The following is a 22,019-nucleotide window of genomic DNA, read 5'->3' on the forward strand; positions in this document are numbered from 1 at the left end:
GCCTGGACGAGCGGTGGAGCGGAGGATTCAGCGAGGGACGCCGGCAGCGCGTAGGAGCGCGACCGACTGAGCAAGCGACCGGTACGCGGAGGCAGCCTGTTCCTCGGCAGCGAGTCGATAGACGTCGTGGGCGGTGATGAGGTCGATGTCCTGCGTCCGACGGCGATCGAGCCAGAGGAGCGGGCGCCAGGCCAGGGCCGGGCCACTGAACGGCAACCGGGTCAGGAGATCGACCGGGATGCGTCCGGGCGGCACGCCCCCGTACAGCAGGTCGCGTACGAGGTGGAAGACCACATCGGTGTAGTCGAGGACGGCCGGTCCGCAGGCGCTCGCCTCCCAGTCGACGACGTGCAGGCACTCGCCGTCGACGAGGAGGTGCTCGGGCTTGAGATCACCATGCAGGCGAACCACCGGATGGGAATCGATCGGTTGGAGGGCCTCACTCAGCACCGCCCACCAGGGCAGCGACCGGCAGCGAGGAGAGAACTGATCGAGCAGGAACTGGTGCGAGGAAACGACACCGGCTCGTCGAGCTTCCCAGCCAGATCCGGGAGTGGCGTCGGCAACAGGCCGGTGCAGCCTGCGACTCACAGCCACGACGTGACCGATGTACTCCTCAATCGCTGAGTGCGTGCTTACCGAGCACGGCGTCCCATCCACCACCCGGAATGCCGTCCAAGACCCTGCCTCATCATTTCCCGTGGCCAGGACGGCCGGGACCGAGATACCCCACAGGGCAGCCCGCTCGACCGTCGCGACCTCACGCTGGCGCCGACCCTCGGGGTCGATGCCCACGTAGATCTTCAGCAAGGCGCTGCCGTCCGTGGCGAATCGCGTTCTGGAGTACGGCTTGAGAGCTGCCGGGCCGAACGGGCCGAGACCCTGCTCGATCCACGGCTCCGCCGTCTTCGTGTTGCGCACCCCCCACACCTCCAGTCCGTATCAGCGAGCCGTGCCCTGCTCCGGCGCGAGGAGCAGGACCGATCACCAAAGCCAGCCAAGGCGGAGGGAGTTGACCACATTGCCCGGCGGCTTTTTCGATCTACTGCGACAGTAGGTACGGCACCCCGCCGCACCCCGGAAAATCCTTCCGGGGTCGATTCCGGCCACGAGGTGATGCTCAGGACATGCGAGGGATGACAGAGAACCTGACCATCGGCGAGCGCGTCGCCTGGTACCGGCGCCGACGCGGCCTCTCCCAAGAAGTCCTGGCCGGCCTTGTCGGACGGACCACGGACTGGCTGAGCAAAGCGGAGAACAATCGGATCGAGCTCGACCGGCTCTCGGTGATCACCTCACTCGCCGAGGCCCTCGACGTCTCCCTCGGAGACCTGCTCGCCGAGCCGACCCTCATGGACTGGTCGAACGACAGCGGCCGCCGCACGGTGCCCGCTCTGCGCGAAGCGCTCATGGACTACAAGCAGCTCACGCCGCTGCTCGTACCTCCGCCCGATGACGAACCGCCCGCTCTGAAGGACCTTCGGGCCAACGTGAAGGAGATCCTCGACGCTTATCAGGCGTCGCGTTACGGCTTCGCCACGCGACGCCTTCCCCTCGTACTGGCCGATGCCCTCGCCGCATCCCGCGCATACTCGGGGCGTAAGAGGGAGGAGGCTCATACCCTGCTCGCCCTGACCTACCAAGGCGCGGCCATGGTGCTGGGCAAGGTCGGGGAGTCGGAGCTGGCATGGATCGCCGCCGACCGCGGCCTGACGGCCGCGCAGCACAGCGGCCAGAGCGCGGTGACGGGCTCGCTCTTCCGGGCAGTCACACACTGCCTGCTGGCCACCGGGCGCTTCACCCCGGCGGTCCAGCTTGTGAACGATGCGGCAGCCGTGATGCAGCCTGGCCTGCGCACCGCGAACGACGAGTACCTCTCGGTCTACGGCACCCTCTTCCTCGCTGGCGCCATGGCGGCCGCCCGAGCGGAGGACCGGGCGACGACGCAGACCTTCCTTCGAGAAGCCGACGAAGCCGCACAGCGGTTGGGCACCGATGCCAACCACCTGTGGACGGCCTTCGGCCCGACGAACGTGGCTATCCACTGCGTCGCCACCGCCGGAGAGCTCGGAGACATCCAGATAGCCGCGGACCTCGGACAACGCATCGACACCAGCGGTTTGCCGGTGGAACGCCGAGTGAGGCACAACCTGGAAGTCGCCCGAGCACTCAGCGCCTGGAACCGGACCGACGAAGCCCTGGCCACCTTGCTGGACGCCGAACAGGCTGCCCCCGAACAGGTGCGCCACCACTACCTGAGCCGGGAACTGGTCATCGGCTGGATCCGAGGTACCCGAGGCCGCCCGTCCCAGCCGGTGGCAGACCTGGCACGCAGGCTCGGCGTCGTCGGCGGTTAGAGTCCGTCCCGTGAGCGAGAACGAGCACGAAGCGAAGATGGCCCACCCGCGCATGGCAGCCGGCGCACTCTTCTTCGACGACGCCGACCGGGTCCTGCTCGTCGAACCCTCGTACAAGGACTACCGCGACATCCCCGGCGGATACGTCGAGCACGGAGAGTCTCCGCGACAAGCCTGCATGCGCGAAGTCCACGAAGAGCTGGGTATCAAGCCCCACATCGGCCGCCTACTCGTCGTGGACTGGGCACCGAATCCGGGAGAGGGAGACAAGGTCCTCTACCTCTTCGACGGTGGCCGTCTCAGTGCGGAACAGCGCCAGCAGATCGCCTTGCAGGCCGACGAGCTCCGCAGCTACGACTTCCACGACGCCCAGCAACTGCCAGAACTCACCATTCCACGCCTCGCACGCCGGATCACCGCCGGGATCCAGGCCCGTGCAGCTGACCTGACTGCCTACCTGGAACAAGGAGTGTCGCCAGAAACAGGGGCTTGACCAGGGGCCGCTTGGCCTCAGCACGCGCGACGTGCTCACCTCGAAGCGACCTCGGCTCGTCGGTCTGATCAGGATGGCCGAGTTCGATCTCGAACATGCCCTGACGGTCGCCGGCCAGCGGGAGTTCTCTCTGTCGAGCCCCTTCGGGGCCTGGGGATGTCGTAGGGAGAGTCCACCTCATGAAGGAAGCCCCCGTGTGAACGATCACGTAATTCGTGACCGCTCACACCGCTCGATTGCCAGGCCAGTGGAGGGCAGTCCATCCAACGGCGGATAGCCGAAGAGACCCGGTGGAACTGCCGAAGAGGGGTCACGCGGGACGCAAGTCGCGCCAGGGAGCCGAGCGCTCGCCTATCCAGTCACCCCATGGATTTGTTGACATCGCCAACGCATGCACTATCGGATTCTATCCCGATTGCGTGTACGGTGGAGCTATGAAGGAATCGACTCCCCCGGCTTCCGACTCACTGATCACTGGTGCAGAGATTGCCAGGCTGGCGGGAGTGACACGTGCTGCTGTCTCCAACTGGAGGCGGCGGTACAGCGACTTCCCAGCACCTGCTGACGGTGGAACGAGCACGCCCCTCTTTTCGCTGACCGAGGTCCGTTCCTGGCTGGCCAAGCAGCAGAAGGGCACCGATCTTTCAGACGACGTCCGCCTGTGGCAAGCACTGCGGGGTGCCTTCGGTGACGACATGGTCGCAGGCATCGCGGGCGCTGCCCGCTTCCTCGCACACGAGGATGATTCCAGGCTGGACGACAACCTGGTCGATCTGGCTGCGAGGGTGGCGGCTAAGGAATCAGCAGCCCGAGTCATCGACCAGCTGGTCGAACGCTTCCTGGACTCCTCACGACGTGCTGGCTCCGACCAGGTCACGTCGTTGCGGCTGGTCAAGGCCGTGAGGCACTTCGTGGGACCAGTGCCCGACGACTCTGTCATTCTCGATCCGGCCTGCGGTATCGGCACGCTCCTCCTTTCCGTTGGTCTCACCAAGGGGTCTGTACGCCGGGGTCAGGAGATCGATCCAGCGGCTGGGGAGCTGGCCCAGGCGCGAGCCGAGCTCACAGGGCCACAGGACACCGTCATCGAGATCGGGGACTCTCTCCGCGAGGACCGCTGGCCCGATCTGCGCGCCGACCTTGTCCTGTGCGACCCCCCGGCCGCCGGCCCGGACTGGGGCCGGGAGGAGCTGCTCCTCGATGCCCGCTGGGAACTGGGCACGCCTTCCAAGGCGGAGGGGGATCTGGCCTGGCTCCAGCACTGCTACGCCCATACCGCTCCAGGCGGTCGGGCCGTGGTCGTCATGCCCGCTTCCGTGGCCTACCGCAAGGCCGGCAGGCGCATTCGGGCCGAAATCGTCCGGCGCGGCCTCCTTACTGAGATCGTGGCACTCCCGCCCGGCATGGTGGCATCACACGCTCAACCGGTGCATCTGTGGGTGCTGCAGCGCCCGAGCGGCCCCTCTGACAGCGCGACTTCAGTGCGGATGGTGGATCTCACCGCCAATGCGCCCGATGGCCCCATGGAGCCGACAGCCGAGCAAGTCGCCGACGTACCACTGATCGATCTCCTGAACGACTCTGTCGACCTCACGCCGAGCGCGCACGTGGACGCTTCCCGGCAGGACTTCCCCGCCGAGTACCGCGCCTTGCAACGGGGCATCGAGGAGCGGCTCAACCGATTGGCCGCATTGCTGCCCGCCCTCACAGCGGGCGAAGGACCGGGAACACTGGACAGCGCGACGATCAGTCTGGCCGATCTCTCCCGTGCTGGGCTCGTCGACCTCGCCGATGCTGAACCAACCTCTACCAGTGAGCAGTTGGACACCGAGTATCTACGGGGGTTCCTGCGCAGCGCTTCCAACAATCGTCGTTCGACGAGTGGCAGCGGCTCCTATCGCCTCGACGTCAAGGGAGCGCGCATCCCGCAGATGGCCGTGGAAGAGCAACGCCGTTACGGTGCCGCCTTCCGTGCGCTCAAAGAGTTCGAGGAGCACATCGGCGAAGTGACCCGGCTGGCAGAACAAGTCAGCGCTCTTGCCCGTGACGGCCTCACCAATGGGGCACTTCTGCCTCCCGAGGACGGTGCCTGACGGATTCCTGGGTAGGTCACGTCGCGACCGCGCCTTCGACCATCGAGCGGGCGATGGACGTGATCGCGGCCAGCAGCTCGTCGGGCGACTGTTCCAGGGCCAGGGCGTGCTGATGGATACGGATTCCCGCGTGCCGCACCCGATGAGTCGCGCTCGGCTCGTAGCCCCTCGCATAGACGAGATGACCGTCGCGGAGTCCGAGCGCCGTGCAGTAGGCGAGCATCTGATAAAGGTCGGCGTCCGGAAATCCTTCGGGCTTCTCCGCCTTGTACTTGGCGTCCGCGACAGCTCGTGGGATGCTCTGGTTGCCGTACCAGACCAGGTCCGGACGCATCCGAATAGCCTGGGCCTCATCGAGGTGCACGCCCTGCGCCTGAAGTGCGCTGCGCCCCCCATATTGCGCCAGCGCCTCGCGCAGTGCGATGCAGACGAAGTCCTCGAAGATCTTGTGCGTATCGAAGAGGTACCCGTCGATGGTGATCCGGCCGTCCATATGCTCCACGGACAAGCCGCGCAGCACCGTCTCGGCCAGCCGTAGCGCGGGCTGGTAGCGGAGGTTGAGCCGGCTCGCCCTCCACTGCGGCAGATCACGGCTGCCGGGGATCAGCGGCTGTGCGTCCAGCAGCCGGCCACGGTGGTGGCGCAGCCGACGGCGTACGCGGTCGGGCACCCTGGGCAGGGTCAGCAGCCGCTCCGTGGCAGCGCGCAGCAGCCGGTTCTCCGCGATGTCGGTCCCGTAGTCGTCGTAGGCGACCTCGACCGGGAACGCCCGCCCATGGTGCCGCCTGACCTGGTCCGCTTCTCTGATACGTCCTCGGACGACCGGTGCGGCCTCTTCCGTGTGCCGGTATCCCTGGAGCACTCCCTGCCGGAGGGCACGTTCGAGGGATCTCTCGAATCCCTGCGCCAGCGCGGGAAGCAGCTCGTCCTGCTCGGCAACACTCACCTCCCCGTCCCGGTGGAAGTGGGGGTTCGATGCGTAACCGATGAGGAAGAACAGCCGCGCCACCGGCACCTTGGGGGCGATGCGGAGGGTGACGGCGCTGTGCCCGGGTGACCTCAGGGCCACCGCGCCGACCTTGCCGCCGGCGCGCAGCCGCCAGCAGCCCGACCGGTAGGGATCGGGTGCGGCTTCGACGATCCTGGAGGCAGCGAGCGAGCGCCCGACTTCGTCCGGGAGAGGCACAGTGACGGGCGGCCCGTACTCGGCCAACTCGACAGTGGTCACGGCGAAGGCTCGTATTCGCCGTCGCCGATGGACCGGGCCAGCGCATCGAGTCCGTAGCGCTTCTCGATGTCGAAGGACTCCCCGTAGTGATGCTCCTCCAGCAGCGGCAGGATCTTGGTCCGCCAGGTGCGCTCCAGACCGCCCTGCCGGTGTGCCCCCTTCTTCATCAGGTAGGAGGGACCGATACGGAAGTCCGCTTCTTCGATACGGGAGTTGAGCGCGTCCAGCAGGTCCGCGGCCCGGGTGTCGAGTCCCTCCCGGTCGAGCCAGCGCCGTAGCAGGCCGCTGGTGGGCTCGGTGCGGGGTGACAGCTCGACGAAGGCGAAGCGCCTGCGCATCGCCGCGTCGACCAGTGCGATCGACCGGTCGGCGGTGTTCATCGTGCCGATGACGAAGAGGTTCGGCGGGAGCGCGAAGTCGTCGCCGGAGTAGGTGAGCCGTACCGACTTGTTGCGGTACTCCAGGAGGAAGTACAGCTCGCCGAAGACCTTGGCCAGATTGGCCCGGTTGATCTCGTCGATGATCAGAAAGTGCGGGATGTGCCGGTTACCCTCGCGGGACGCCAGGTCTGCGAGCTCGCGCAGGGGGCCGGCGGTGAGACGGAAGGCGACTTCCCTTGTATCCGGGTCCTCACGAGGGCGGAACCCCTCGAAGAAGTCCTCGTAGGCGTAAGAGGGGTGGAACTGCACGAGCTTCACCTGCTCGGGCCCGCCGCCGAGGTATTCGGCCAGCTTGAGGGCCGTGTACGTCTTGCCGGTTCCGGGCGGGCCGTAAAGGATCAGCTGCCGTTCGTCCCACAGCAGGTCGCGGATGTCCCGCAGCCAGGCCACGTCGTGCACCAGCAGTTCGTCGGCGAGGGGCTGTTCCGGCACGGGGAGTTCCAGCTCACGCCGGGCGGTGAGGGCGGGCGTCGTGCCGCTGGGGTCGCGTTCTATCGCCTCGGCCTCGTCAGCCAGCTCCTCGTCGGAGAGGCCGAGCCCCTCGATGAGCGGCTGAACCGTGGTGAGGTCCACGACATCGTGCTGGACGGACAGCCGCTGCTGGATCTCCTCGGGCAGCACGTCGTACGGGTGGCCAGTGCTCTGCCACTCGACGGGCCTCCGCAGATTGGACCGGCCGTTGTCGGAGGCGGTCTGCTCGGCGGGGCCGGTGATCTCACCGACGTAGAGCCGGCCGCCGGACAGTGTGCACACGGTGTCACCGGGCTTCATCCGGGACAGGAACGCGTGGAGTTCCTCGACGAGTTCCAGCTTCTGGTTGTACGTGGCCGTGGTGCCCCAGTCCTCCTCGACAACCGTGCGCAGGCGCTCCTTGCTGGTTCCCTGGCCGATCCCCTGGCGCAGGCGAGGGGCGGCGAGAGAAACCCGCTCCTCGGGAAGCCACAGCTTCTGGACGAGATCGGCCCCGGACACATTGGAGCCCCGGACGAGCCAGGCCCTGGCAGAACCCGGCCAGACCCCCTCCATGAAGTCCGAGAGCGGCGCCCCCGCTTCCGTCTTCCAGTCCACCCAGCCGTTACGCGGCGCCCCGACCAGTACGCCCGCAGCGAAGGACGGGGACCCGCAGTCGACGTCCTGGGCCAGCTCCAGCCACCCTGGCCAGCGAGTGGACGGGCGCAGCACACCCGTCTTCTTCATCATCTCCCGCACCCTGGCCGTGGCGGAGAAGTGCTTGGAGAAGGACGGCATCTCGCGGTCCCGGGCGGGCGAGCCCGCCAGGATGCGGAATTTCCGGCTTCCGTTGGTCCCCACCTCGTCCAGCAGCACCCCTCGTGCCCGGTCGACCCCGCTCGACCCCGGCAGTCGCAGCAGGAACTGCGGCGGCTCTCCCGAACCGGGAGTCCCGTCTTCGGTCTCGGTCATGTCCGCTCCCCCGTTCCGGGCGGCACAGGCATTGCCACCTTTCCCAATAACCCTATTTTTCGGTGCAGTTAAGCGCATAATCTCCCGCCAGGGGAGCACGGTGTGTGTCACCCCACGGGTGGAGGGACACAGTCGCCGTGACCATCATGGATCAGCTCACATTGCGACGGGACGGCACGACGCCGAAGGATCACGCGGCCACGTGTTCCGGTGTGCAGTCCAGGGGCGTGGCGGGGGTGTGGCGGGTGCAGTTGGCCGGCCGGCCCGGTCTGACGATCCACGACACGCGGTGGGAGAACGGGGAGCGTGATCTCGTCCTGTACCAGCCCGCCGTCGTGCCGGAGATGCCTGCTCCGCTGTCCAACCTGCACAACCGGCGGCGTGCCGGTATCCAGGAGTCCGGGTTTCGCGACGGGGAACTGCGAATCATGGGCTGGGTCGCCGTCCCCGGCGACCGCCCAAGCTTCAAGAAGACGTTCACCACTGCCGACTTCGTCGATCTGTGCGGTCTCGACGATCTGCGTGAGCTGACCGATCGCCCCGGCGTGGTGCTCGACGTGGCCTTCGAGCGGCCGGACCCGTTGCTCATCGACCTGGACGAGCCGCAGGACACGGATTCCGTTCAGCACGCTCTCTTCTTCCCGCAGGACGATGACGAGACGCCGGCCGTGTTCTTCCTGCTCAGTCGGGTCGCGCCGACACTGCGCCACATCGGCTGGCTGCCGGATCTCGTCCGGTCGTAGCCGTAGACGACGCGGACGGCTCCCGGTACGTTCACGGGCCGCCAACGACCGGAGGTTCGACCCGCCGTCCCGGCGGCGGGCAGGGCTTCGGTACGGGGCGGCCCGCCCGCAGGTCCCCCGCCGGGGGCACGGCGGGAGTCGCGGCCAGTGTCGTGGTCCGGACGGTCGGGGGGACCGGAGCCGGGATGACCACGGCAGCCGTGGCGGTGGGCGCCCCGTCGAGTCCGTCCAGCAGGGCGTTCACCTCCAGCAGACGCGCCTGGATCTCGGCAGGCATGGGAGGCAGTTCGGGCACGCGGTGGTGGCAGACACCGCTGAGCGCGGACCAGGTGAGGCGCCAGCGCCGGGCGGTCCCCCGGTCCGTGTACGCCTCCAGGCACAGCATGCGGTGCTTGGAGGTGCGCGTCATGCCAGGGGCCACACCGTGCCAAAAGTCGTCCAGCCGCTGTTCGAGAGCAAGGCGCAGCAGCATGGCGGCGGCGCGGGCCCGTACGCCGGGGCTGAGCGGTCCCGCCGTGCCCGCCGGAGGCCGCAGGAGGCCCTCGGCGGCGGAGACGAGTTCGCGGGCGTTGTCCTTCATCGGGCACCGCCCTGCGACACGACCGTTCCCCGGCCACGCCGGATCGCCCCGGCCAGCCTCTCCGTACGCGTCACGAGCTGCTTGCGGTCGTCCAGGGTCGGCAGCCCCGGGTGAGAGCCCTCGTTGAGCTCGTTGATCAGCGCCCATCCTCCGGCGTACAGGCTCTCGACCACCGTCTGCGGCCTCCCGGAAGAGTCACCGAGGAGGGCGAGGGCCACATGCTCCTTGGTGCGCACCAGCGGGGAGATACGCTCCTCGATCTCCGCAAGGCCAAGGCCGTGGTCGTCCCGCAGGGTACGGCGCGCGGTCTCCATGCAGGCGACTTCCAGGGCGAGCCGGCACATCGCCGGAATCACCCGGTCGGCGACGCTCTGGGGAAGATGCTGATCGTAGGAGAGGTCACGGGCCTCCTGGAACGCCTGCTTGACGGGATCGCTCCTCTTCTCGACGGTGACGACGGAGTCGCTCTCGCGGGAGATGTGGAGGATCGTCGCCTCGATGCCGAGGTGGGAGATGGCCTGCTCCAGCCGGGTGTCGTGGGTGAAGACGACCACCTGCCGGTGGCGGGCGCACTCGCTCAGGACGGTGGCCAGCCCTTCCACCTTCTGCGTGTCCATCGACTGCACCGGGTCGTCGATGACGAGGAAGCCGAACGGGCTGTCGTCGTGCGTCGCGCGCGGGATGAACAGCGACAGGGCGAGCGAGTGCAGTTCGCCCTGGCTCATCACGCTGTATGCGGGCGCCTCGTGGGCGTCCACGGAGACGCCGAGCTGCACACTTCCCTGCCGGGCCGTGCCCTTCAGCGTGATGGACCCGAGCGACACACTGCTGCTTTCGCAGAGCTTCTTCCACACGCCCTGCGACTGCTTGACGAACTTCGCCATCCGCTCGTCCCTCAGCTCGTCCGTCAGCTTCCTGAGCCAGGAGCGGGCCGCTTCGGTCTCCGTGCGCTGCTCCTTCGCCTCCGCGGCCTTCTCCGTCGCGTCGAGCCACTCGGCGAGCCGCACGGCCGCGGGCCGCCAGGCGGTGTTGCGGTCGGTGAGCCTGCGGGCGGCCTCCTCGCTGGTCTGCCGGCATGCCGCGCCCAGCGTCGGGGCGACGCGTTCGACGCGGTTCGCCAGCTCGGCGGGGTCGGTCAGGCTCCGGCACAGGGCCCATTCGCGCCAGAGGCCCGCCAGTTCCGACTCCTCCGCCCGCAGCAGGTCGGGGACCGGCTGCACCAGGTCGTGGACGGCACGCCGCGCGGCGCCGAGCGCCCGGCGGGCCGTTTCGGCCCCGGCCGCCTCCGACTGGAGCCGCTCGATCTCCGCCCGCGCGCCGTCCGCCCAGGCCCGGTCCAGACGGTCCGCGGTGCCACAGACGGGGCAGTCGGCGCTCTGGGAGCGGCGACGGTGTTCGAGGGCACTCTCCAGCAGCCCGGCGAGCCGCCGCGCGTCCTCGGCGTCGGAGTGCCGTACGTCCTCGGCTGCGGCAGCCGCCTCCCGCAGCCGGGCCAGCGCCCCGGCGACCTCCTGCTGGTCGGGGCCGGTCAGGGTGGCGAGTGCCCGGAGGCGGACGTCCGCACCCGAGTCGGTGACCGCGTCCCGGTCGAGCAGGGCGCGGACGGCGTCCGCATCGGGGGTACGTCCGCCGAGTGCCCGAGCAGCTTCGACGGCACGCTGGTCGTCGAGTCCGGTCAGAGCGTCGACGGCCGCGGTCTTGAGGGCGCTGGGCCGCTTCTCGACGTCCTTGCACTCCTTGATGCGGGCCGCGAGCCAGTCGTCGATGTCGCCGAGCTGGCCGAGCCCGATGAACCGGGCCAGGGTGTTGTGCAGGGCGCTGAGCGTCCCGTCGACCATCGAGCCCAGTTCGCTGTACGGCAGGAACGGGCGGTAGAGGGAGAGCGTCGAGGCGTCGATGCTCTCCTCCAGCTTCTGCTCCGTGCCGTCCGCCCGCTCCACCGTCGTGCGCGCCTCGTCCACCTTCGCCCCGTACCACGTGCGGCGCACGGTGACCGGGTCGCCGGTGTCGTCCAGGGTGAGCCGTACGGAGACGGTCGGGACCGTGGAGTCGTGCAGGTTGCGCCACCCCTCCTTCCACACCGCCGTACGAGCCTTGCCGTTGCTCCCGTCCCAGCGGGCGTTGAAGCCCGTCAGCGCCATCTCGGCGGCTTCGGCGAAGCTCGACTTGCCGGTGCCGTTGCGACCCGCGACGACGGTCAGCCCGGGGCCGGGCGGAAGGTCGAGCGTGGTCTCGGGGCCGACGCCCCGCCAGCCCGCCGCCGTGATGGAGCGCAGGTACACGGGCCCGGCGCGTCCGGTGCTCTCCGGCGTCGGCTCGGGAAGCATCCCGCGCAGCAGGTCGGCTGCCTCCGGGGCCAGTTCGGAGGCGGCGAGGCCCGCGGTGAGGCGGTCGTCGAGCAGCTGACGCAGAGGGGTGTCGTCGGTCATGGCGGTGCTCCTTGCACGATCAGACGGAGAGCACGACGGGACCGCCGCGCTGTTCACTCCCCGATCTTCCATGATGCACGTTGGCGATGTCAACAGACTTCGTGATGCTCAGAAACTCGAAAACGTGTACGGTATGGATCCCGACGTGGCCACGTAGGCGGTCCACTCGCCCAGAACCCGCGAATGCAACCCGTCTGAACCGAAGTACGAGAAGGGGTCAACAAGTGCAGCCCACCCGACCGAACGGAACCGAAGACCTCATGGCCGATGAATGGCAGGGGGTGCAGGAAGAGCTGGAGCACGACCCGCTGGAGACAGCGCGTACACACGTACGCTCCCTGCTCCACCACACCCGCATGCTGACGGGCGAGCCTGGCGACGTCCTCGACATGGCCTTACAGACAGCCCAGCGCGCCTTCGCCGAGATCGACGCATGCAACTCGCTGCTCGACGCGGCCTCCGAGCGTGCTCACGCCCTTGCGCGGGAACTCGAAGACCACCTCACCGAGGGGGACTCCGGTACCGTGCCCGGCATCCTCGACGAACTCGACACTCTGGCGGCCAAGGTGGCCGTTTCCGAGGCTGAGCGGCAGGTCGTTCTGCGCATCCTGGGCATGGAGGACGCTGGGACAGAGGGCGTACGGACGCCGGCGGACGACCGCGATCCCGTACCCACGCTCACAGCGGCCGGGCTGCCTCGGGTGCCCTCCCTGTACGACGCCGAACAGCCCGGCTACGGCACGTTGACCGACATGATGGCCGCCCGGGAGAAGATCGCCGCCCAGCGCGCCGCCGCGCACGCCCGCCGCTCAGCCGTCGTCACCGAACACATGACGGAGATCGTCATGCGCCTGGCCAACGTCTCGGTCTCCGACCCGGCACTGAACGAGGAAGCCCTCGCCGAGCTGCGGCACTCCTACGCGCTGTGGCTCGCGTGTGCGGACGAACGGCGGCGGGACGACAACTGATTCCGTCGGCCGCCGCGCCGCCTTCGGCCGACTGGTGCCCGGAGGCGCGTGCGGGCACCCACGACGTCGAGGGCGGCGGCGGAACGGCTGCGTGGCGTCAGGCCGCTCGCTCAGGGATAGCGTCCGGCCCCGAAGGAATTCGCGGGACGTGCACGAGCGTGACCCAGGTACACCCACCGGAAGCGGGTGGCTGCGCGGCAGCGAAACCCCACTCCCCGTGATGCCTCGCGGACAGTTCGCGGACCACCGCGAGAGAGACCTTCCGCCGTTCGGCGCATTGGTCGGCGAGGCGGGGATGGGCGTGAAGGGCGTGCGTGTCGTGCACCACGGCTTGGAGGGTGTCATCGGTTCGACGGAGCACGAGATGGATCATCTCTCCCGCACCGGTGAACCGGCAGGCATGGATGGCCAGTTCGTGGACGACAGCGAGCATCGGATCGACCAGCGCATCCTCGACACCGTGCACGTCAAGGACGATCTCCACCGCCTCCTGAGCGACCACCGGAGTTCCGACGGCCGAGGGGAGCGTCAGTCCGTAGACGAAGTGGGAGGCGGACGGCTCCGCGAGGTTCGATGGGGGAGGCGGACACTGGGTGACCCTCGAAGCGGCCTGGAGCGCGAACGGTGAGCCGAGGGCGTAGGCGGGGGACGCGAACCGCACCCCGACTCCGACCGGAACAGGGTGACCATGGTCGGCAGGTTCGCCAGACGTGGCCGGTACAGGGCTGGAGGGGTTTTCGGGCATGACGACTCCGCTCGGTAGTGGGGTGTCGGAGAACGACGAGGTGGTGACTTGCGCGGGCACATGGACGCTTCATCGACGCGGCGGGGCGGTGGCTCGTCTCCCTGGCGCGGGCACACCCCCTCCCAGGGCAGGAGGACACGGGCGCGCTCGCGCGATGCTCTTCGTTCTCGCCTTGCGTGAGCGTCGCGTGACTTAAGGTAGAGCACGATGGGTGGCATTTACCACTCAGTTCGGAGAATTGCCCCCTGGTGGTGCTCGTCGGGCCGCACCCCAGGCACACCGACCCCTCGCCAACCCGGAAGAATCACCGCATGCCACCAAGGAGTGTCCCCAGTGAACGCCAGAAGCGACTCGGTGCCGAACTGCGCAGGATGAGGAACGACGCCGGCGAGACCACCGAGTTCGCAGCTCGGCTGCTCGGGCTGGACAGAGCGAAGATCTCGAACATCGAGTCCGGCGTTCGCGCCGTCACGTCGGAGCGAGTTCGAACACTCGCGACGAACTACGGCTGCAACGACGAGCGTTACGTCGAAGCCCTTGTCTCCATGGCCGAGCCACGGCCGAAGGACTGGTGGGAGACGTACCGAGGGCAACTACCGGCGGGGCTGCTCGATATCACCGAACTGGAGTGGCATGCCGCCTCCGTTCGGGCCGGAGTATTCCTCCATGCGCCCGGCCTGCTTCAGACGGACGGGTACGTGAGGGCCGTGGGCAACGCTGCTCTGCCAGCGCTGTCGAACCATGAGATCGAACTTCGGGTCGCGCTGCGCCTGCAACGACAGCAGGTGCTCCACCGACCCGAGCCGATCTCCTACACCGCGTATATCCATGAGGCGGCGCTGCGGATCGAGTTCGGCGGAATGAAGGTCATGCGAGCGCAGTTGGACCATCTGTGCGAGATGAGCGAGCTGAGCCATGTGGACGTGAGGGTGGTGCCGTTCTCCTCCGGGGCGTTCCCCGGAGCGGGGCAGGCGCTCGTCTACGCCGAAGGGATCGTTCCCCAACTCGACACAGTGCAGCTCGACTCCGCTCACGGACCCGGGTTCACCCATGCCCCCGCTCAACTCGACAAGTACCGTGCCCAACTGGACTGGATGGAAGCAACATCGTTCAGCTCCAGCAAGTCCCGCGACTTCATACTCGGCCTCGCCAAAGCCTGACAGGAGAACACGCCGTGTCCGACATCACGTGGGAAGAGCCCTTCTGCGCGGAGAGTTCCAACTGCTTCCGCGTCGGCATCGACGCCGACGACAATGCGTACATCGCGGTCGCGGGGCAGGAGGAGACGTACCTGACGGACACACGGGAGGCCCTGCGCACCCTCATCCGGGACATCAAGGCCGGCAAGGCCGATCACCTGCTGTAGCGGTCCGGGCAGGCAATCAGCGATGGGGCCCGCCCGGACCGCGCTCGTCAAGCGACCTCGACCTCGGCGGGGTGACGCGGGCCGTGGCCGGGCGGCGGGGTGAGCGTGGAGGTGTAGTTCTCACCGTCCACGAGGGGCGCGGTGAGGCTTACGCCGACTGCGGCCATGCGGTCGTACTCGGCGAGGACGAGATCCTTGGTGCGGTAGTGGCCGTACTTGGCGATCTCGTTGTGCTTGAGCCCGCCCTTGGGCTCGGTCTGGAAGGTTTCCAGGATGTAGTCCGCGTCCTCGCGACTGACGCCGTAGAGGTGGAAGAAGTACGCGTCCAACTCGGCACGGATCTGGGCTCGGCGGGTCTCATCCCAGCGGAAGGGCTCGGCCGTATCACCGAGGTCGCGGGCGAGAGGACCCATGTCAAGCGCTGTGTAAAGGAGTTCAAGCACTCTCGGTGTAAGAAATCGCGTGTGCGGCTCAACTGTGGTTGGACTCGGTACCGGCAACTGCTTCCAGATGAAGAGCCCCATGCTGGTGCCGCCGATCTTCTGCCTGCTCACGTAGTCAAAAACGAGAGAACTCTGAGCAGCGATCAGCGCGGCGACGAGGGCAGACGATGCAGTGGAGAGCATCAATGGGAACTTGTGCCCGACGGCAGTACGCGGCAGGAACGTTGCAATTGCCGTGCGCTCATCCGTCGATCGGCAGACATCCCTCCATCCGCAAAGCCAATCCCGCTCCCAGCCCAGTTCATTCAGACGTACCTCGATCCCAGGAACCTCGACCTCCTTGCCCTTCCTGGTGGTCGGGATGAGCCCTTCATCCGCGATCCAGTACCGGGGCATGGCGGCAGCCGACGCCTCCTGCTTCTCCGCCAGGTTGAGGCGTCGGCGATCCTCGTTGCCCGTGTCGTAGTAGCTGTTCCAGCGGTGGTCGAAGTGGTGAGCCATCTTGCCCTCGTACAAGGGCAGCATCCGCTTCCCGTCCTGCGCGAACACATTGCCGGTCAGCTCCCAGCCCTCCCCCTCCAACTTCTCGCGGGTACGGAAGAGGTCGGAGTCGTCGGTCATGTCAAAGAGCCGTTTGAAGGTGATCCCCCACGGATTGCCACCCCGCTCTGTCTCGTTCCACAGCACCGGAATACGCCGGTAAATCGCCGCCGTAAGATCCGCGTCCCGCCGCGTCCGAAAGATCGGCAGCGTCCCCGTATTGGGATTGATGAGGGCGACCTCCTCTGGGCTGAGTGCGAACACCCGCTCCGCATCATCCAAATCCGCCGGGTCCTCCAGGAAGAACGCGAAGCGGGCCGCAGGCTCGCGTAGGTCCCTTCCGGCCAGGGAGAGCAGGCAGAACTTGTAGCTGGCGTGCACCCCCACGAAGAGCGGCTTGCGGTTCTCGAAGTCGTACAGCGCCGCCACCGCCCCCCGCCGGGTGAAGTCGCTGAACAGGTACTGCGACCCCGCGCCGGTCGCGATCGCCGTGGGAAGAATGCAGCCGAAGCGGCTCCTGGGCGCGGCGATCGTCGCGAAGCGCTCCGCGAACAACTGATCCGTCTGAAGGGAGTTGACCCCCTTGGCCGTCAGCCCCTTCGCACACAGCGGGAACGCCCCCGAGCCCCCCGCGAACAGGAACGTGGACTTCACCGCCCGCCGCGCCGTCCGGTAGCGCCTCCCCGCCTCCTCGTTCCCGGCCTCCTCGTTCTCGGCCTCCCACTCCGCGATCCGCGTACGCCGCGCCGTGCCCGCGATGGCCGCGATCGCCGGCTCGACCACGCTGAAGTACTTCTTGTCCTCGAAGTCGACCTTGTCCCACGGCGGGTTGCCCACCACACAAGAGAAGCCGCCCGCCCACCCCGTGGCCGGGTCCACGGCGTCGCCCGTCGCCGCGTCGGCCTGCTCCGGGACCGTGAAGACCTCCGGGAACTCCAGGTGCCAATGGAAGAAGCGATACAGGTCGCGCAGCGCATCGATCTCGTCGTGGGTCGCCTTCGAGGCCGACCGGGCCTCGGGGTCCCGCAGGGCCTGGAACACCTCGTGGGTGACGGGGGCTGGGGCGTCCTTGGTCTTGCGCCACATGAACGCGGCGCACCAGGCGTCGGCGATGTGCCGGGCGTGGACGTACTCCTTCTCGTCCTGCCACTTCTCGTACGCCGCCTGCTGGGCGTGTACCTGCCGCAAGTTGCCCGACGGGGCAGCGATGATCCGGCGGAGACCCGAGGCGAAGGCGGTGTTGGAGACCTTCGTCTCCACGACCACCTCGAAAAGGCCGCTCTGGCCCTTGCGCTCCTGGTCGTTCTGCTTCTCCAGGAACTTGGCGTACTTCTCGTCGTCCCCCTCGACGGCCTTGAACGCCTTGTTCGGGATGCCGCCCAGCATCAGCGTGGGCGTGGTGCCCACCAGACCGTTCCCGTGCTTGATGTGCGCGTCCAGGAAGCCCAGCGCCTTCCCCGGCTCCAGGGCCTCCAACCACAGTGAGACCTTGGCCAGTTCGACCGCCATCGGGTTGAGGTCCACGCCGTAGACGCAGCGGGCGACGACCTCGTGCAGGGCGGTGCGTACGGCGACGGGGGGCGGTTCCGGGTTGCTCTCGCGTACCGCCGCCACCCGCTTGGCGATGCGGCGGGCCGCCGCTACGAGGAAGTGGCCCGAACCGCAGGCCGGGTCGCAGACCGTCAGCGACAGCAGCTCGCGGACGATCGCTTCCGACGGGTCGGGCTCGCCCGCCGCCGTGGCGGCCTGCTCCCCACGCTTCTGGGCATCGTCTATCACCGGGTCGAGCGTGGAGTCGAGCAGGGTCTCGATGAGCGAGCTGGGGGTGTAGTAGGAGCCGGTCTTCTTGCGGTCGTTGCCGAGCCGGTTGACCAGCTCGAAGGAGCGCTCGGTGGCGCTGTGCTTGGGGACCAGTTCCAGCAGGGACTCGTAGATGGAGCCAAGCTCCTCCGAGCCCATGTTGCGGTAGTCCACCGGCCGCCAGCGCGCAGTCTTCTCGTCGCGTACGCGGGAGAGGTGGCGCACCGCCTCCAGCAGGGAGGCGTTCGACAGGGCGCAGTCCCGCAGGGGTTCGTCGGCGGCGATGTCGTCGAAGAGGCCGCCGAGGCCGGGCAGTCCCAGCTCGGGCCGGCCGTCCTCACGGCCCAGGGCGTCCAGGACGATGCGCAGCGCGGCGTACTGGTCGGCGTGCGCGGTGCCCTGGCGACGCAGGGCGTGACGGCGCAGGCGAGCGGAGCTGAAGTACTTGGCGTACCGCTTGCGGGCGTCGTCGCTCGCGTCGGGGTGGTGGAGGGCTTCGCGGTCCTCGGCGACGAAGAGGAAGATCATTCGGTAGGCGAGGCGCAGCAGGGCCGCGTGGAAGCGGTCGGCGTCCAGGTTGTCGCGCAGGTCCGCGTTGGCCGGGTGGCGCAGGAAGCCCGTGCCGAGAGTGGTGATGGCCCGCTGGACGCCGTCGCGGTGGTGGTCGAGCGCCCGGGTGCCCGAGGCGATCGCCTCCGTACGCCACTGCTCCAGCCAGCACGCGGACGGCACCCCCGCTTCGCCGGTCTCGAAGCGGGAGACGTGCAGCAGCCGGTAGAGCAGGACGAACTCGCTGAACAGCTCACCGTCGAAGATGGCTTCGAGGTCGAACTCGACGTACGAGGCGGTGGCCAGGGCGTTCGAGTCGCGCAGCAGGCGCAGCTGTCGGCCGTTGGTGAGAACGCCCCACAGGTGGGCTTCCCGCCGGTTCAGGCACTCCTGGAGGAGGGAGTGCGGGGGTACGGTGCCCACGCCGCCGGGCCGTTTGTCGAGCAGGGCGTTCCAGGCGGCCATGTGGACGGGCACGTGGTGCCAGCTGTGGCTGATGGGGAAGACGCGTTCCGGGTCGCTGTCGGCCCGGTACTCGCCGACCGCGACCGTGGTGAGCCGGCCGAAGCCCAGCTCGTTGAAGAGCGGCTCCAGCCACTGGCCGACGGCGAGGCCGGTCGGGTCGGCGGGCAGGTCGGCCTCGGCGCTGACCGGCAGTTTCTCTCGGAGTTCGCGCCAGACGGCCTTGAGGTAGTCCCAGTGGCGCTCGGCCTCGTCGCGCACCGACCGCCGAGGGCCGGTCACGTGGTAGTCGGCGGGGCCGGAACCCGGGACGTCCCTGCCCTCCTTGCTCTCCGAGATGCGGACGAGCATGTCGGCGGGGAGCAGGCCGCCGACGGTGTGGACGGCGGAGAAGACCTGGTTGCGGGTGGTGGCGGACATCAGGCGGCCTCTCCGTCTGCGGTGATCGGGGGCAGGTAGACGTAGACGCCGAGGATGTCGGCGGGCTGCTGGGCGGTCACCTTCAGGCCCTGCACGATTTCGTCGGATGCGCGCCTGACCCGCCGGTGGGACTCGTGCAGCTCTGCGGCGAGTTCGTCGCCGTAGGCCGTCATGTGGTCCTGTACCGCGTCCAGTTGTCCGAGGGTGCGGCGCATCGTCCGTTCCTGGAAGTAGTCGTCCGTGTTCTCGGCGGCCTCAGCGGTGAGCAGGTCCAGGGCCTGTTCCTCGGGGAGCCAGACCGGGTTCTTCGCCGATCCCTGGTAGGCGAGGAGGCGGGCGTCCTCGGCGACGATCCTCTGTTTGCCCTGCCGGGAGGGCAGGGTGAGGTGGAAGCGGTAGCGGACCAGGAGCAGAGTCGTGGGGACGGTCACGGCCTCCGTGGAGACCACCCCGCAGCGCCGGGCGGGGCGACGGCCGGCGGCCTCGGTGTCGAGGGCCGCGTTGAGGACGTGGGCCGCGACCGCTCCGACGACGGGGTCGGTGCGGACGAGGGCGGCTTCGCCGCGGGCCACGGCCGCCGTGGTGCGGAACGGGATGGGCCGCCCGGACTCGACCGCCTCGGCGCCCGCTACGGGGGCGAGGGCGTCGCGCAGTCCGGCAGGGACTCCGCTGACCTCGGCGGTGAAGTCGCCCGATCCGTCGCCGGCTTCGACGACGTGTGCTTCGAGGGCGGCCAGTGCGTGCCGGACGAAGCCGCTCACCTCGTCCGCACGGCCGAGGGTGTCGCGGATGGCGGCGACCTCGCGGGCGACCTCCTCGGGGTGGATGGCGCGCTGGGCGAAGCGGGAGCGGGAGGTCGTCTCGCGTTCCGCGGCGGAGTTCCACTCGCGTTCCAACTCGGCGGCCCTCGCATCCACCGTCTTCAGTTCCTCAACGGCGAACAGCCCTTCCTGCTCGGGCTGTTGGCCGCGCATCAGGAGCCATTCGACAATGGCGTCGGTCACGCCGGAGGACGCCTCGTCGGGGACGGAGACCGAGATGCCGAGGTCCTTGCGGATCTGACGGTGCTTGGCGATGAGGACTTCGAGGACCTTGCCGTCGATGCCGTTGTCGATGCCGTACAGGGTGATGACGCGGACCTCGTCGCGCTTCTGCCCGTACCGGTCCACTCGGCCTTCGCGCTGGTCGTGGCGGGTGGGGTTCCAGGCGAGGTCGTAGTGGACGACGGCATCGAAGTGGTGCTGGAGGTTGACGCCTTCGGAGAGGCAGTCGGTGGCGACGAGGACGCGGCGGGCGGCGGGGTCGTCGCCCGCGAGTGTCGCCAGCTCCTCGATGCGGGTGAGGCGCTGCTGCGGGGAGAGGGTGCCGGTGACGGCCTTGACGACCGTCTTGGATCCGAGCTTCTTCTCCAGGTGCTCGGCAACATACTCGGCGGTCGGGATGTACCGGCAGAAGACGATCGGGTGGTAGCCGTCCTTCAGGAGCACCTTGAGGTGCCGGACGAGAGCCGCGAGCTTGAGGTCGGCTTCCGGACCCTCCAGGGCGGCGGCCCGTTCGGCGAGGTCGGCCAGGCGGGCTCCGGCGCCGTCGGTCTCCGCGCCGGGAGCCGCGTCCAGGCCCTCCAGGGCGTCGCTGTCGGCGGAGTCCCGGGTCAGCGGGGCGGCGAGCCGGTCGGCCTCCTCGGCGCTGGCGGCGACGGCCGCGGCCGAGCGGGTCGAGAGGGTCTGGGAGGCGGCCCGGGGCGAGGAGACCAGGGAGCGCAGCAGGGCGATCGCGGACCACCAGGCGATACGCGCCTCGCGCCGCCCCTGCTCACCAGCAGCCTGGACGCGTTCGCTCGCGTAGGCGATGGCGTCGTCGAGCAGCGCCCGGTAGGCGGGAGACAGCTTGTACTTCTCGTCCTTGGACTTACGGTCGGAGGGGAACGCGGTCTTCTCGGCCAGGCTGTCGTCGGCGAGCCCGCTCTCCTTGGTGAGGTACTGGCGTACGTCGCCACGCTTGCGCTGCACGAAGTGCTGGGCGAGGAGCCGTCGTCCGCGGTCCGTCTCCAGGTCCACGTCGGCCAGTTCCGGACGGACCAGGCCGAGGAGGTTGCGGAAGCCGGACTCCTTGCCGCTGTGTGGGGTCGCGGTGACGAGCAGCAGGTGCCGGTCCGGGTCCTTCGCGATGCGCCGCAGCAGCTCGTAGCGGAGTTGGTTCTGGGTGGAGACGGTGTCGTCGGCGGCGACGCAGGTGTGGGCCTCGTCGACGATGACGAGGTCGGGGCAGTGCCGTACGAAGTCGTCGCGGTGCCGGGTGGACTTGATGTAGTCCGTGGAGACGATGACGTGCGGATACCGGTCGAACAGGGACTGGCCGAGGTCCAGGCCGCGTTCGAGGCGGGAGACCGTGGAGGCGAGGACTAGTTCGGCGTCGATGCCGAACTTGGTCCGCAGCTCCTCCTGCCACTGCTCGGCCAGGGCGGGCGAACAGAGCACGGCCAGGCCCTTGGCCTCACCTTGGGCCAGGAGTTCCTTCGCGATCAGGCCCGCCTCGATGGTCTTGCCGATTCCGACGTCGTCGGAGATCAGCATCCGTACGGTGTGCTGCCGCAGGGCCATCAGCAAAGGGACGAGCTGGTAGGCGCGGGGCTCCACGGCGATGCCGGCGAGGGAGCGGAACGGTCCGGCGCCGGAGCGGAAGCCGATCCGCAGGGAGGAGCGCAGCAGCCCGGCCGCCCGCTGATCGCCGAGGTCGGCCGGGGACGGGGGCGCGAACTGGGCGTCCCGTACCTGCTCGAACGCGGGGAAGACGGCCGAGATGTCGTCGTCGGAGCCGCCCAGGGGACGCAGCACCAGCAGGTCGGGCTCGCTGTCGGGAAGGACGACCCATTCGCGGCCACGGGCGGTGACCAGGGAGCCGGGGGTGTAGGTGTGCTTCATCGGGGCTTCCTCGCGGAGGT

The 22,019-nt window shown here is 68.6% G+C and carries 15 protein-coding genes; 8 read left to right on the plus strand and 7 right to left on the minus strand.

Annotated elements, in window-relative coordinates:
* Positions 1–27: 27 nt before the first annotated feature.
* Positions 28–921 carry an aminoglycoside phosphotransferase family protein gene (locus tag ACFW48_RS23770; RefSeq protein WP_386317631.1) on the minus strand — a complete coding sequence of 298 codons (894 nt, stop codon included), beginning with the start codon at positions 919–921 and terminating at the stop codon, positions 28–30.
* Between the two features lie 215 nt (positions 922–1,136).
* On the opposite strand from ACFW48_RS23770, the gene ACFW48_RS23775 reads away from it, so the two are divergent.
* The 3 genes from ACFW48_RS23775 to ACFW48_RS23785 all read left to right on the plus strand — a co-directional run bounded on the left by ACFW48_RS23775 (position 1,137) and on the right by ACFW48_RS23785 (position 4,943).
* A complete protein-coding gene (locus ACFW48_RS23775) occupies positions 1,137–2,357 on the plus strand; it encodes a helix-turn-helix domain-containing protein (RefSeq protein ID WP_386317633.1) in 1,221 nt (406 codons plus the stop codon).
* A 10-nt stretch (positions 2,358–2,367) separates the two neighbouring features.
* Positions 2,368–2,850, plus strand: a complete 483-nt coding sequence (locus ACFW48_RS23780) for an NUDIX hydrolase (RefSeq protein WP_328312104.1) — start codon at positions 2,368–2,370, stop codon at positions 2,848–2,850.
* Between the two features lie 434 nt (positions 2,851–3,284).
* Positions 3,285–4,943, plus strand: coding sequence for an N-6 DNA methylase (locus ACFW48_RS23785; RefSeq protein WP_328312102.1), 1,659 nt, complete (start codon positions 3,285–3,287; stop codon positions 4,941–4,943).
* Between the two features lie 16 nt (positions 4,944–4,959).
* On the opposite strand, the gene ACFW48_RS23790 is transcribed toward ACFW48_RS23785, so the two are convergent.
* Positions 4,960–6,171, minus strand: coding sequence for an McrC family protein (locus tag ACFW48_RS23790; protein WP_386317636.1), 1,212 nt, complete (start codon positions 6,169–6,171; stop codon positions 4,960–4,962).
* Entirely contained in the window at positions 6,168–8,033 is a 1,866-nt protein-coding gene (locus ACFW48_RS23795; protein WP_386317638.1) for a DUF4357 domain-containing protein, read from the minus strand. Before ACFW48_RS23795 ends, ACFW48_RS23790 begins: the two co-directional genes overlap by 4 nt.
* 146 nt (positions 8,034–8,179) lie before the next feature.
* Here ACFW48_RS23795 and ACFW48_RS23800 point away from each other — a divergent pair, with 146 nt between their 5' ends.
* Positions 8,180–8,776: a hypothetical protein gene (locus ACFW48_RS23800; protein ID WP_386317737.1), complete on the plus strand. Its 597-nt coding sequence runs from the start codon at positions 8,180–8,182 to the stop codon at positions 8,774–8,776.
* 31 nt (positions 8,777–8,807) lie between these two features.
* On the opposite strand, the gene ACFW48_RS23805 is transcribed toward ACFW48_RS23800, so the two are convergent.
* Both ACFW48_RS23805 and ACFW48_RS23810 read right to left on the minus strand, forming a co-directional pair.
* Entirely contained in the window at positions 8,808–9,356 is a 549-nt protein-coding gene (locus ACFW48_RS23805) for a hypothetical protein (protein ID WP_386317640.1), read from the minus strand.
* The gene (locus ACFW48_RS23810) at positions 9,353–11,785 is read right to left on the minus strand and encodes an AAA family ATPase (RefSeq protein WP_386317642.1); all 2,433 of its coding nucleotides are present in this window, start codon (positions 11,783–11,785) and stop codon (positions 9,353–9,355) included. The genes ACFW48_RS23805 and ACFW48_RS23810 overlap by 4 nt, the downstream gene beginning before the upstream one ends.
* 260 nt (positions 11,786–12,045) lie before the next feature.
* Here ACFW48_RS23810 and ACFW48_RS23815 point away from each other — a divergent pair, with 260 nt between their 5' ends.
* From ACFW48_RS23815 to ACFW48_RS23830, 4 genes are all read left to right on the plus strand, one after another.
* Positions 12,046–12,753, plus strand: a complete 708-nt coding sequence (locus ACFW48_RS23815; protein ID WP_386317644.1) for a hypothetical protein — start codon at positions 12,046–12,048, stop codon at positions 12,751–12,753.
* A gap of 148 nt (positions 12,754–12,901) precedes the next feature.
* Positions 12,902–13,381 (plus strand): hypothetical protein, encoded by a 480-nt coding sequence (locus ACFW48_RS23820; protein WP_386317646.1) that lies wholly within the window; start codon positions 12,902–12,904, stop codon positions 13,379–13,381.
* Positions 13,382–13,809: 428 nt separating this feature from the next.
* Positions 13,810–14,658 carry a helix-turn-helix domain-containing protein gene (locus tag ACFW48_RS23825; protein WP_386317648.1) on the plus strand — a complete coding sequence of 283 codons (849 nt, stop codon included), beginning with the start codon at positions 13,810–13,812 and terminating at the stop codon, positions 14,656–14,658.
* 14 nt (positions 14,659–14,672) lie between these two features.
* The gene (locus tag ACFW48_RS23830) at positions 14,673–14,864 is read left to right on the plus strand and encodes a hypothetical protein (RefSeq protein ID WP_386317650.1); all 192 of its coding nucleotides are present in this window, start codon (positions 14,673–14,675) and stop codon (positions 14,862–14,864) included.
* A gap of 47 nt (positions 14,865–14,911) precedes the next feature.
* Here the strand turns inward: ACFW48_RS23830 and ACFW48_RS23835 are convergent, their stop codons facing one another.
* Entirely contained in the window at positions 14,912–19,078 is a 4,167-nt protein-coding gene (locus ACFW48_RS23835) for an Eco57I restriction-modification methylase domain-containing protein (protein WP_386317652.1), read from the minus strand.
* Entirely contained in the window at positions 19,078–21,999 is a 2,922-nt protein-coding gene (locus ACFW48_RS23840; RefSeq protein WP_386317654.1) for a DEAD/DEAH box helicase, read from the minus strand. The genes ACFW48_RS23835 and ACFW48_RS23840 overlap by 1 nt, the downstream gene beginning before the upstream one ends.
* Positions 22,000–22,019: the final 20 nt, after the last annotated feature.

The organism is Streptomyces sp. NPDC058812 (assembly GCF_042744565.1).
GTDB classification, from domain to species: domain Bacteria; phylum Actinomycetota; class Actinomycetes; order Streptomycetales; family Streptomycetaceae; genus Streptomyces; species Streptomyces thinghirensis.